The organism is Siminovitchia fortis (assembly GCF_007681465.1).
Lineage (GTDB): Bacteria > Bacillota > Bacilli > Bacillales > Bacillaceae_C > Siminovitchia > Siminovitchia fortis.
Genome location: NZ_VEKZ01000024.1, coordinates 35,477 through 47,330 on the forward strand (window position 1 = coordinate 35,477; position 11,854 = coordinate 47,330).

Below are 11,854 nucleotides of genomic sequence, written 5' to 3' on the forward strand. Positions count from 1 at the left end.
ATGTCGAAAAATATATGCAAATACATGTTGATCCTGTCATTGTTGGCATGGCTGCTGCCGCCTGAAATGGCAAAAGCGGCAGGCACCCTGCCCAAGGAAGGAACAATCGCCGGTATCGCTGTAGGCGGCCTTTCATATGAAAAAGCTTATGAGAAAGTGCAGTTGGAAGTGGACGCCTGGCTGACAGAGGCACCGATCCAGGCAGAAGGCACCGATGAAGCCATTTCGATCCCGAGGGACACTTTTCTTTTCGATATTGATAGAACGTTCGATGAATTGGAACAACAGGCAAAGCGCCCATGGTACCTTTTTTTCCTGAAGTCCAAGCCTATCCAGATTCCTCTCCATGTTCAAATAAGCGAAAATCATCAAATTGAATGGCCGGACTATACTGATGCCGATGCAACATTGCAAAAAGCAAAAGAGGCAGCTGCCAATCTTGGCGACCAGCCCGTAACCATCATTTATAAGGAAGAATCGGAGCTGCCAAAGGGAAAAGTGGCCGAAACAACCTTCCAGATTCCGGATATCTCCCATGTGGAAATCGAGCAGATGGCAGATAAGATTGACGGACAGATCGTTGAACCGGATTCACAATTTTCATTCATCTCTTCCGTACTGGAAGAAGTTCGCCCGACAGTTTCGCAGGAAGGCGCCAGCTTTTTCGCTACAGCCTTGTATGCTGCAATTTTAAAAACAAATATGGATATTATTGAGCGGCATTCACAAAGGAGCATTCCTTCATACTCTGAAGCCGGCATCGAAGCTGCTGCAGATCTCACGGCAAAAAAAGATTTCATTATATATAATCCAAACTTTCATTCTTATACATTCTCAGCAGAAGTAAAAGAAAACAAGCTTCATATATCTGTAAGCTCTGTAATGAAAGATACAAGCTACGGGTACCAGGTGGAGAACAAAAGCGAAGTGAAGCCACGGACATTGTACCGCTTCAGCTATAAGCTTGCACCTGGACAGCGCGTCCCTATGGAGTCCGGTCAAAAAGGAATGCAAGTTGAAGTTTACCGTATAAGTTCGGTAAATGGGACTGTTCAGGAAAAAACACTGATCAGCCGGGACTTCTACCCTCCCACCCCGACTATTTTTCTAGTGTCTTCACAGGAGCCGCCTGAAGTGATAGAAGAGTTATTGGAAGAAAATGAAGAAAGTTCAGACGAAATCAATAACGGCGGTGAAGACGCGGAGCAGAATGCGGGCACCCAGAGCGGAACTCAAACAAATTTGGAAGAGTTACAGAATATGGTAGATCTCTTGAATAAAACTTGCCGGCACTTGGAAGACGAATCAGAACAAAAATTATGTGAGAAAGTCTTCCTGAACAGCGACCTGGTCAAAGGCGGCAAAATGACAGATAGCGGACAGGCGGACGGCAAAACAACGGATACATCAGAAGATAAACAATGAGGTGATGGCTGTGTCGAGAAAACGGCTGGGGGATTTACTTGTAGAGTCAGGATTGATAACAGAACAGCAGCTGGAAACGACGCTGCGCCGCAAATCACCGGAGGAAAAGCTCGGGGACGCTCTCTTACAGGAAGGGCATATCACCGAGCAGCAGCTGGCTGAAACGCTTGAGCGGCAGCTCGGAATACCGAGGATCAACCTTTACCAATATCCGATGGATCCCGAAGTAATCCAGCTCATTCCAAGGGATCTGGCCAAACGCCATCAGGTCATGCCGATCCGAAAAGAAAATCACAAGCTGTTTGTCGCAATGGCCGACCCGATGGATTACTTTGCCATCGAAGAGCTGCGCATGGCGACCGGTTACCAAATCATTCCTGCATTGGCAACGAAAGAAGAGCTTCAGAGGACCATTTCCAAGCATTATGATTTGCAGGAATCACTCGATGAGGCGCTGAGCGGATATACAGTGGAAGAAACACTGGATGAAACCGGCATTACGGACGAAGATTCCCCTGTCGTCCGCCTTGTCAACCAGATCATCAACCATGCAGTCACACAAAGGGCAAGTGATATCCACTTTGACCCGATGGAAACTGAGCTGAAGGTCAGATACCGCATTGACGGGATTTTAAGGACTGAACGTTCTTTGCCGAAGCATATGCAAAACGTCATCATTGCCAGGATCAAGATCATGGGAAATCTGAATATAACAGAAAGCCGTGTGCCGCAGGACGGCCGGATCAAAATGAATGTAAATTTCAAGCCGGTTGATATCAGGCTCTCCACTCTTCCATCCGTTTACGGAGAAAAAATTGTCATGCGGATCTTGGATTTGAGCAATGCATTGGGCGATTTGGAAAACCTTGGGTTCGCAGAAGACAATTTACATAAATTCATTGACATGATTGAAAAACCGAACGGAATTGTCCTGATCACCGGACCGACCGGCTCGGGGAAATCATCGACGTTATATGCGGCTTTGAACCGCCTGAACAGCGAAGAAGTGAACATCATTACGATCGAAGACCCGGTTGAATATCAGTTGGATGGTGTCAATCAGGTACAGGTGAACGAGGATATCGGAATGACTTTCGCCAGCGGGCTCCGCTCGATTTTACGGCAGGACCCGGACATCATCATGATCGGAGAAATCCGCGATCTGGAAACCGCACAAATTTCGATCAGGTCTTCCCTGACAGGGCATCTTGTTTTGAGCACACTTCATACAAACAGTTCCGTCGCCGCCCTGACCCGCCTGATTGATATGGGCATTGAACCGTTCCTGATCTCTTCTTCTCTCACGGGAGTCGTCGCCCAGCGGCTTGTCCGGCGGGTTTGCCGGGATTGCAGCGAAGTGCTCCCTCCGACAGAGCGTGAAAAGGAAATTTTTCAGGCGAACGGGCTTGAAATCAATTATATCCATAAAGGACGGGGCTGCCCAAGCTGCACGATGACCGGGTATCGCGGAAGGATTGCCATTCACGAAGTGCTTACTTTGGACAACCGCATACGGGAGCTCATCATGAACGCAGAAAGCGCCTTTAAAATCCGCCAATACGTACAGGAATCGGGCATGAAATTTCTGCTTGCCGACGGCTTGTTGAAAGTGGCCGAAGGATTGACAACGACGGAAGAAGTACTGCGTGTCGCAGCGATGGAATAGGAGGCCTCGATATGCCATATGAAATAAACGATTTGTTGAAAAAAGCATACGCGGACGGTGCTTCCGACCTTCATATTTCAGTGGGATCACCGCCTGTTTACCGATTGAACGGATCTCTCCGCCCTTACGGGGAGGTCAGGCTGACGCCCGGAGTCACGGAAATCATGGCAAAAACCGTTATGCCGGAAGCTGATTGGAAAAAGTTGATGGAAAACGGGGAAATCGATTTTTCTTACAGCATTGAAGATGTGGCACGCTATCGGATCAATGTGTTTTACGAACGCGGACAGATCAGTTTTGCAGCGCGTGTCATCCCGACGGAAATCCCGACGATTGAGCAGTTGAAAATGCCGGCAATTCTGCGGGAGTTGGCCCAAAAGCCGCAAGGATTGATTTTGGTTACGGGGCCTACCGGTTCGGGGAAATCGACGACGTTAGCTGCGATGATCGACTACGTGAACCGCAATTTTGCAAAGCATATCGTGACTTTGGAAGATCCCATTGAGTATGTGCATCACCACCGGATGTCGATTGTCCATCAGAGGGAGATCGAATCGGACACAAGAAGTTTTTCGACCGGTCTGCGGGCTTCACTCCGCCAGGATCCGGATGTCATTTTAGTCGGGGAAATGCGGGATCTCGAAACGATATCCACTGCCATCACGGCAGCGGAGACGGGACATTTGGTCATGGCAACATTGCATACGAATAATGCGCCGCAGACGATCAACCGGATCATCGACGTGTTCCCGCCGCACCAGCAAAAGCAGATCCGGATTCAGCTTTCAGCTGTTTTGGAAGGAATCATTTCCCAGCGGCTTTTTAAAAAGATGGACGGCTCGGGCAGGGTTGCCGCAACGGAAATTATGCTCAACCTCCCTTCGGTTGCCAATCTGATCCGGAACGAAAAGGTGGAGCAGATCCAAAACATCATGCAGACGAGCCGGTCCCAAGGCATGCATACGCTGGATATGTCGATCAGCCAATTGCTGGCGTCGGGCCTCATCTCGCCTGAGACCGCCAGGCCGTACATGGCAAACGCGGGTGGATTTTAATGCCGGTATACAAATATGTCGGCCGCACTATGAAAGGGGCGGTAAAGCGCGGAACGATCGAAAGCGACAATCGGAACCAGGCCATCAAGCAGCTTCGTGAAAAAGGCATCAGCCCCCGTGAAGTGACCGAAACGAAAGCGACTATCTTCAACAGGAATATTTCTCTTGGGGGAAAAAATGTCAAACATCAGCATTTTGTCGTGTACTGCCGCCAATTTGCAACGCTGATCCGCGCGGGGATTTCCATCGTGGATTCGACTCATATTTTAGCGGAACAGACGGAAAGCAAAGGCTTGGCAAACGCTTTGCGAGAGGTTGAAACAGAAATTCGGGGCGGCGTCGCTTTTTCGGATGCGGTGCAAAAGCATCCAAAGATCTTCCCGGCGATTTTCATCAACATGGTGAGGGCCGGCGAGATGACCGGGAACCTGGACGAAACGTTGGACAGGCTTGCCTCCTACTACGAAAAGCAATACAACTTGAAGAAAAAGATCCAGTCAACGATGGCTTATCCGATCGTGTTGATGGTACTGATTGTGGCGGTTGTCATTTTCCTTATGCTGTCAATCGTGCCGAACTTCACGTCCATGTTCGAGCAGTTTGGAGGAGACCTCCCTGCCATAACGAAATTTGTCGTGATGGTAAGTGATTGGATCCAGCGGCTTTGGTGGCTTGGCCTGATCTTTGTTGCAGGGATAACAGCGGCATTCATGTTTTTATATAGAGGCAATAAGGAATTCAACTACTCCGTTCACGTGGCATTGCTGAAGATGCCGATTTTCGGGGGGCTGCTGCAAAAGGCGGCGATTGCAAGAATGACGCGGACCCTTTCATCGCTGTTTGCAAGCTCCGTCCCGATTTTGCAGGCACTTGATATCGTTGAAAAGGTGGCAGGCAACCCTGTCGTGGGACGGGTCGTCCGCGAATCCCGTAACAACTTGGAAAAAGGAAGCCCCCTTTCCGATCCATTGAAAAAAAGCTGGGTCTTCCCTCCTCTTGTCTCACAAATGACAGCCATCGGGGAGCAGACAGGATCGCTCGATTACATGCTCGCCAAAATCGCCGACTTCTACGAGGACGAAGTCGAGCGGAGCGTCGACTCATTGAAATCACTCATCGAGCCGGTCATGATCGTAACATTGGCAACCGTCGTCGGATTCATCGTCCTGTCCATCATGATCCCGATGTTCACGATTTTTACCGAAATTCAATAAGGGCAATGTACTTTAAGGAGGTGATGGATAAGAAAGCTAGACGAGTTGCGCAGTTATTTATAAATTCTTATCCTATCAGACTATCAAATTATATTGGAGGCATTCAGATGAAAAAATTAATAGCAAGATTGAAAAAAGACCAGCGCGGTTTGACACTTGTTGAACTGTTGGCGGTAGTTGTCATCTTGGCGATCGTTGCGGCGATTGCATTTGTTGTGATTGGGAAGGTTATTGAGAATTCGAAGAAGGATGCAGTAGTTGCGGATGCACAGCAAATGATAGCGGCGGCGAAGCTGTATGAAGCGGGCGGGGGAAAAATTGAATCAAGTGTCGATTCCGATAAATTACAAGAAGAAGGTGTCCTTGGTAAGTTGATTGATCCTTGGGATAAGAAAGAAACTTCCACATACATAGGTTCAGTTACAAAAACAGATGCTGGCTATTCAGTAACTTTAAATGGCAAAAAGTGTGAAATCTCATCCTCGGAAGAAGATTTAATTGAAAAAGGTAGAGATATGTGTGGTCAAACGACTAAATAAACTTTTAAATTTTATTATGTGAAATTTACCTTGCAAAGGACGATGGGAATGCTCAATCTACTTTTATACAGCTACATGTTCATAATCGGTCTTGTTTTCGGCTCGTTTTTCAATGTGGTCGGCATTCGTACGGCTGATGGCGAGTCAATCGCAGCACCGCGTTCCCATTGTCCCCGCTGCAATCATTATTTGACGGCCTCGGAGTTGGTTCCGGTGGTCTCTTATCTTTTGCAAAATGGGTGCTGCAAAAACTGCGGCTCCCCCATTTCTATCAGATATCCGCTGTTTGAACTGCTCACTGCATGTCTTTTTACGATTTCGCCCATGGTGGCGGGATGGTCAAAGGATTTGCTGGTTGTCCTTTTGCTAGTTTCACTCGTCGTGATTATTACTGTTTCAGACACGTATAAGATGCTCATTCCCAATCGTGTCCTATTATTCTTTTTCCCGGTCATGGTCATCGTCCGGCTCTTCATTCCGACCACCCCGTGGTGGGACGCCTACGCCGGGGCATTGCTCGGGTTTGCCCTGCTGCTCCTCATCGCTGTTGCCAGCAAAGGCGGGATGGGCGGCGGCGACATCAAATTGTTTGCCGTTCTGGGGCTGTTTTTAGGGATAAAAGGAACAGTCCTGACACTTGTATTGGCAGCAATTCTGGGCCTGCTCTATGCTCTTGTTTTACTTGCAGCTAAAAAACTCAACCGGAAAGAGCCGATACCTTTCGGACCTTTTATCGGGGCAGCCGCCCTGATAAGCTATGTGTATAGCGAATCAATCTGGGCTTCATATTTGAAACTATTAACCTAGGAGTTCAGGCAGGAGATGTACACCATGTTATCCTTTGGAAAATCAAAGAAATTTGCCAACATTGTCATCGACGATTACGTGATCCGCGTTGTTGAAAGCAACGGACCGCAATTGTCGAACGTGAAGCAGTTAAAAGAAAGGCCTATTCCCGCTGAGCTTATTGAACAAGGCAGGATTGCCGATGAAATCAAATTTTTCGATTTCATGAAGCAGCTCGTGCGGGATTGGAAATTGAAGCATTTGAATGTTCGCTTCTACGCGCCCGAGTCACTTGTCATCATGCGGCAAGTGGAATATCCGGCCCATTTGAACGGAAACGAAGTCACCGACCACTTTACGTTCGAACTGGGCCAAAGCATTCATCTGCCGTTTGAAAATCCTGTTTTTGATATCCATCCAATGCCGGAAGACGAACAGGCAAACGGAAGGAAGAAAGCAACATTGTTCGCGGCTCCGGAAGAAGAAATAAGCAAGTTCACCCATATTTTTACCGATGTACATCTTCAGCCGAAAGTCGTGGACGTCCGCCCGCTGGGGATTTACCGCTACTTCCATCACTTGGATAAAAACAGGCCGGGGGAAGTGTACCTATTCTTTGAACTGAATATGCTCTCCCTTAACATCAGCATTTTTTCAGATAACCGGCTGGAATTCACCAGATTCCAGCCGCTGGATCTTGACCCTAACCACTTAAGCTACTCATTGAAAGACGAAGATCTATTCAATTGGAGCTATTCCGGGGACGAATCATTCCTGGAGCGCCTGCTCGACGATCAGATCAGCGAGCTTGATAGAATCATGGGCTTTTACCGCTACTCACTGTATAAAGGAGAGAAAAACGTTTCTCAGATCATCATGACAGGAGACCATCCCCTTTTGGAAAATGTAAAACAAAAAATTGAACAGCAGTACGGGCTTCCCGTCAGACTTTTAAAGGCATATTTAGCGCCCTCCGGAGACAAAGAAACGGAAATAAGATTTGTTCCGGCACTCGGGCTTGTGCTCAAGGAGGGAGAATAGATGGTTCCTGATATAAACCTTCTGCCAAAGTACAAGAGAGAACGGTCCCTATTGTATATTTTATTTCTTGCCGGATTAATCCTGGCCATCCTTTTTACAGGCTTCCTTGGATATCAATACATCACTGTACATAATGAGCTGAAGGCAGCCAACGAGCAAAACAAAGAGTTGACTGAACAAAAGGAAACCCTGCAGGTGCAAACAGCCAAACAGGAGCCCAATCAAAAAGAGGCAATGAAAGAAGCGGTTGCGTATGCCGAAAAATATGTCATCCCAACATCCAAATTGATCGATCAATTGATGGCATTTCTTCCGACAACAGGATATATGAGCCAATACAATTACAACGAAGGGGAAGTCGTGATTGAATCTCACTTTGAGACGATGACTGACGCTTCATCCTATATGGCCAAGCTTAATGCTTCCGATTTTATAAAAAATCCTATTGTGAATCGCCTCGAAACTTTTGATCTGGAAGCGCCCGAAGCGAATGCGGACTCCGAAGATGAAGCGGACAATCAAGCGGAATTAAGTATATTCGAACTCCTTCCGCGCTATCAGGTCACCTACTCCTTTGAAATCAATCCCGCCCAGTTAAAAAAGGAGACCGAAGAAAATGAATAATCTTTTTGAAGAAAAAAGGACACTGTTTCTGCTTTTATTATGCCTGGTCTTCTTGGGTCTCCTTGCAGTATACTTATTCTTTCTTCAGCCATTGTCAGCGGAATTGCAGAGCACAAAGAATATGAATGATTCTTTGGAATCGGATATTGCAGTACTTGAAGCGAAGAAGGATCCCGAATCTGGTCAGGATATCGATGCACTTTTACTGCAGAAAAAAGTGCCCCTGAACCCTGATCTGGAAAAGCTTCTGCTTACATTCCAGGAAATCGAGCAGACAAGCGGAAGCCGGATTGAAGAAGTCGATTTTCTTTACGACGGAAGCGAGCCGGAGTTTGATTTCGTAAAGGAAGAAGATGAGGAGAGCAATACTGACGAACAGGATTCGACAAACGAAGAAGAGCCTTCATCCTCAGAGGAGACGTCCAGCGATAGCAGTGATGACGCTGAAAAGCCTGATAAACTTCATTTAGTCACTGCAAAGTTGAACGTCCTTTCTCCTGATGACGAACACTTTATTCATTTTTTACGTGAAATTGAAAAGCTTGAAAGGGTTACACGCGTAGATCAGTTGCAAGTAAACAAACCAACGGAGCAAGTACTGGATTTCCATGAAAAACCGGACAAGACAGTATCCTTCACCGTTGATGTAACAACTTTTTATTATGAGAAATAGGTGTTCCGAAATCGGGGCACTTTTTTAAAATAGGCAGAACGGGTGATTTTGATGAAAGTATCAGAGGTTGAAATTTCAAATGAACATGGTGTAACACTTGTGGAGCTGCTGGCTTCAATTGTATTAATTACACTCATTTTGACTACTTTCATCACTGTTTTTATCCAATCCGCCAAAACATATAAGACATCGGAAAATATAATTGACGCCACATATGTAGCACAAGCGGAAATGGAGAAGATTTATGCTGTAAGTGTCATAACCAATTATGGGGAAAGAAAGAATGCAATGATCTCCAAGCCGTTGGAATATCATTACTTGGGAAAAGAAGGAAATTGGCTGGTTTACGAAAAAACTGAAGATACCTACACAATTAAAATCAAGCTCGAGGAAAAGCGGATAGAAATAAATATTGATGATGACAAACCGCCGATAGAAAGTGATATGAACCAAATTATCGTTGAAGCATTTGATGGTCCCGAACAAAAAGAAAGAGCCAAGATGCAAGGTATTCTTCATTGGGGGATTGATCGACAATGAGGAAGCTGCTCAATAACGGAAAAGGACTGACCCTCGTCGAGGTTCTGGCTGTCTTTGTCATTGGCGTTATTGTCCTGATTCTTATGACTGGTGTTGTAACATCCATTCAGAAGCAGTATAAGAAACAGTCCTCGGAAACGGGGAATTTATTTGAGGAGACCTATGCTGCAAAAGTGATTACAAAGGATGTCAGGGAAGCTGTGTCAGGTAAAGTCTGGATTTCTTCTGATGGTAAATCACTTGAAATAAAAAAAGTCGATGAGACAACCAAGTATTTTTTTAATGAGCCTGCAAAGACAATTGAAAAAAACGGTGTCCCTCTAAGCAAAAATATAAAGAAGTTTTGCGTATCTATGCCGGATGATGAACCGTGTTCAAATGAATTAGAGGAAATGAATTTAATTGAAGTTGACCAGTTTAAGCTGACAATAATCAGCCTTTCAGATAAAAAACTCGAGACAATAATCACCATAAGGAGCGGTGATAATGATGAAGAAGCTGAGACGAAATAAACATTATTTAAACGAGGCGGGCTATTCCCTTGTCGGTGTATTATTGCTGGTTGTTCTTATTTCCGTTTTGGGCTTAGGCCTGCTAACCGTGACAACAACTTCTGTCAAAACCACAACAAGCGAGCGCAGCGACCAATCGGCTTTTTACATTGCGGAGGCGGGGGCTACCGTGAAAATGGAGGAAATAGAAGAAATCGTCGCTGAGGAGGCCCAGGAGTTTGAAAAGACGAAAGATCAAAAAGATGAGAATGACATAAGAAGTAAAATCTATCATTTTTATGATGTCCTAACCGACAGGTTAATAGAATCGAAAAAGTCAACGGAAGAATACGGTCTGAACTTCGAAGAAACCTTTGGTAAGCCTGCCGAATTTGATGTTTCTACCAATGAAGACGGCGATGTTCAGATTACTAATGATCCTAAAGGCAGCAAGAAACTTAAAGGCAGCAAGCAATTCAAAATCATCTCCACTGGTACGATCGGCAACCAAAAAAGAACGGTTGAACAAGTATTCACGGTCGAGTATGTGCCGGCTAAAGGTAGCAGTGGCGATGGTGGCGGTGACGATAATGACGATGGTAGCAATGGTGGCGGCGGTGGCGGTGACGATAGCAATGGTGGAGGTCCACAAATCGTTCCGTGTATGGCGGCGTATGTGAATGATACTATAAAAATGACCGGCGGCGCTTATATTAAAGGCGATTTTACTAATGATGAAGATAAATGCGGAGTTCAGGCTGGAAGTATAGGTACAAGGAAGGCTGGCGCTGGAAGCATTACAGTGAGTGGCGGCCCCACTATAGAAGGATCAATTTATGTGCCGCCAGGTTCAGAAGGCAATGCTTTAACAGGTGACTCAGAAACAATAAAGAAATTGCCGAAACCCGTAGGAAAAGATATGGGAGAGCTGCCAAAGCTGCTTGATTTTCCATTAATACCGAAAAATTATATTGTTCCACCAGATAAAGAAATAAAGAATGGTAGTAACAAGAAAGATGTTATAAAGGATGGAAGTCTTTTTATTGATAATTGGATGACAAACAATTATACGTTGGAAATACGTGATAACTTGGAATTTAATGAAATAAAATTGAATGAAAATAATACCTTAAATTTAGATTTAGGGGGTATGGATAGAGGAATAGTTGTCAAAAAGCTGAATGTAACCAATGGACACATTAAAATCGAAGGAGACAACAAATTAACGATTTATGTTACAGATTCCATTGTCATGGGAAGCGGCAGCTCTATTAACGAGGAGGGAAAAATAAACCAGCTTAACGTCTTTTTAGAAGGATCCCACGACCCAAAAAATCCTAAAACATTAAAGCTCGGCGGGAATCAAAAAATTTATGGATCTTTATATGCAGAGGACGCGAATATTGAATTTGGCGCTGGCGGTGGATTTCAAGGTAATTTATTAACTGGAGGGAAAAGTGTCAAACTATCCGGCGGTTCCAGAACCACCTCCGCACTGGTATTTGCGCCAGACGCAAACGTGGAGATCTCGGAAGGGGGCATGGTTACAGGCGCAGTCATTGCACAGTCGTTAGATATGAAAGGTGGCGCGGGTATTACCTACAAAAAAATAAAATTGCCTATTTTTGGTGGACCAGGCGACAATTCCGATTCGGATGAGGGTAATGTTGGAGATCCTGATCCAGATCTTGATCCTGGTGAGGGTGAAGATCCGGGTCCTGATGATGGTAAGGGTGGAGCGGATTAACCCCCGAATTTTGGACATAGTTACTCTTAATCTATCTTTTTCTTAAAATAGCT

Annotated in this window: 12 protein-coding genes; all 12 read left to right on the forward strand. The window is 45.6% G+C overall.

The features are described 5' to 3' along the window. The 12 genes from FS666_RS09820 to FS666_RS09875 all read left to right on the forward strand — a co-directional run bounded on the left by FS666_RS09820 (window position 1) and on the right by FS666_RS09875 (window position 11,801). A complete protein-coding gene (locus FS666_RS09820) occupies window positions 1-1,425 on the forward strand; it encodes a VanW family protein (protein WP_144461909.1) in 1,425 nt (474 codons plus the stop codon). 4 nt (window positions 1,426-1,429) lie between these two features. Continuing rightward, on the forward strand, window positions 1,430-3,091 hold the full coding sequence (locus FS666_RS09825) for a GspE/PulE family protein (protein ID WP_144461910.1): 1,662 nt from the start codon (window positions 1,430-1,432) through the stop codon (window positions 3,089-3,091). A gap of 11 nt (window positions 3,092-3,102) precedes the next feature. Continuing rightward, entirely contained in the window at window positions 3,103-4,146 is a 1,044-nt protein-coding gene (locus FS666_RS09830; protein ID WP_144461911.1) for a type IV pilus twitching motility protein PilT, read from the forward strand. Then, on the forward strand, window positions 4,146-5,360 hold the full coding sequence (locus tag FS666_RS09835) for a type II secretion system F family protein (protein ID WP_144461912.1): 1,215 nt from the start codon (window positions 4,146-4,148) through the stop codon (window positions 5,358-5,360). The genes FS666_RS09830 and FS666_RS09835 overlap by 1 nt, the downstream gene beginning before the upstream one ends. A gap of 107 nt (window positions 5,361-5,467) precedes the next feature. After that, window positions 5,468-5,899, forward strand: coding sequence for a type II secretion system protein (locus FS666_RS09840; RefSeq protein WP_144461914.1), 432 nt, complete (start codon window positions 5,468-5,470; stop codon window positions 5,897-5,899). Between the two features lie 48 nt (window positions 5,900-5,947). Beyond that, window positions 5,948-6,706, forward strand: coding sequence for a prepilin peptidase (locus FS666_RS09845; protein ID WP_144461916.1), 759 nt, complete (start codon window positions 5,948-5,950; stop codon window positions 6,704-6,706). Between the two features lie 24 nt (window positions 6,707-6,730). After that, a complete protein-coding gene (pilM, locus tag FS666_RS09850; RefSeq protein WP_186306522.1) occupies window positions 6,731-7,726 on the forward strand; it encodes a type IV pilus biogenesis protein PilM in 996 nt (331 codons plus the stop codon). After that, window positions 7,727-8,350, forward strand: coding sequence for a PilN domain-containing protein (locus FS666_RS09855; RefSeq protein WP_144461920.1), 624 nt, complete (start codon window positions 7,727-7,729; stop codon window positions 8,348-8,350). Continuing rightward, window positions 8,343-9,023 (forward strand): hypothetical protein, encoded by a 681-nt coding sequence (locus FS666_RS09860; protein ID WP_144461922.1) that lies wholly within the window; start codon window positions 8,343-8,345, stop codon window positions 9,021-9,023. The genes FS666_RS09855 and FS666_RS09860 overlap by 8 nt, the downstream gene beginning before the upstream one ends. A gap of 51 nt (window positions 9,024-9,074) precedes the next feature. Then, the gene (locus tag FS666_RS09865) at window positions 9,075-9,563 is read left to right on the forward strand and encodes a type IV pilus modification PilV family protein (RefSeq protein WP_144461924.1); all 489 of its coding nucleotides are present in this window, start codon (window positions 9,075-9,077) and stop codon (window positions 9,561-9,563) included. Next, complete coding sequence (locus tag FS666_RS09870) at window positions 9,560-10,075, forward strand: PilW family protein (protein WP_144461926.1); 516 nt, start codon at window positions 9,560-9,562, stop codon at window positions 10,073-10,075. The genes FS666_RS09865 and FS666_RS09870 overlap by 4 nt, the downstream gene beginning before the upstream one ends. Beyond that, window positions 10,050-11,801 carry a DUF7305 domain-containing protein gene (locus tag FS666_RS09875; RefSeq protein WP_144461928.1) on the forward strand — a complete coding sequence of 584 codons (1,752 nt, stop codon included), beginning with the start codon at window positions 10,050-10,052 and terminating at the stop codon, window positions 11,799-11,801. Before FS666_RS09870 ends, FS666_RS09875 begins: the two co-directional genes overlap by 26 nt. Window positions 11,802-11,854 lie beyond the last annotated feature (53 nt).

Bases quoted from the DNA above. Each gene is read 5' to 3' on its own strand.
- FS666_RS09875 (WP_144461928.1), top strand. From the start codon at position 10,050: ATGATGAAGAAGCTGAGACGAAATAAACATTATTTAAACGAGGCGGGC.
- FS666_RS09845 (WP_144461916.1), top strand. From the start codon at position 5,948: ATGCTCAATCTACTTTTATACAGCTACATGTTCATAATCGGTCTTGTT.
- FS666_RS09825 (WP_144461910.1), top strand. From the start codon at position 1,430: ATGGCTGTGTCGAGAAAACGGCTGGGGGATTTACTTGTAGAGTCAGGA.
- pilM (WP_186306522.1), top strand. From the start codon at position 6,731: ATGTTATCCTTTGGAAAATCAAAGAAATTTGCCAACATTGTCATCGAC.
- FS666_RS09870 (WP_144461926.1), top strand. From the start codon at position 9,560: ATGAGGAAGCTGCTCAATAACGGAAAAGGACTGACCCTCGTCGAGGTT.
- FS666_RS09860 (WP_144461922.1), top strand. From the start codon at position 8,343: ATGAATAATCTTTTTGAAGAAAAAAGGACACTGTTTCTGCTTTTATTA.
- FS666_RS09820 (WP_144461909.1), top strand. From the start codon at position 1: ATGTCGAAAAATATATGCAAATACATGTTGATCCTGTCATTGTTGGCA.
- FS666_RS09840 (WP_144461914.1), top strand. From the start codon at position 5,468: ATGAAAAAATTAATAGCAAGATTGAAAAAAGACCAGCGCGGTTTGACA.
- FS666_RS09865 (WP_144461924.1), top strand. From the start codon at position 9,075: ATGAAAGTATCAGAGGTTGAAATTTCAAATGAACATGGTGTAACACTT.
- FS666_RS09835 (WP_144461912.1), top strand. From the start codon at position 4,146: ATGCCGGTATACAAATATGTCGGCCGCACTATGAAAGGGGCGGTAAAG.
- FS666_RS09855 (WP_144461920.1), top strand. From the start codon at position 7,727: ATGGTTCCTGATATAAACCTTCTGCCAAAGTACAAGAGAGAACGGTCC.
- FS666_RS09830 (WP_144461911.1), top strand. From the start codon at position 3,103: ATGCCATATGAAATAAACGATTTGTTGAAAAAAGCATACGCGGACGGT.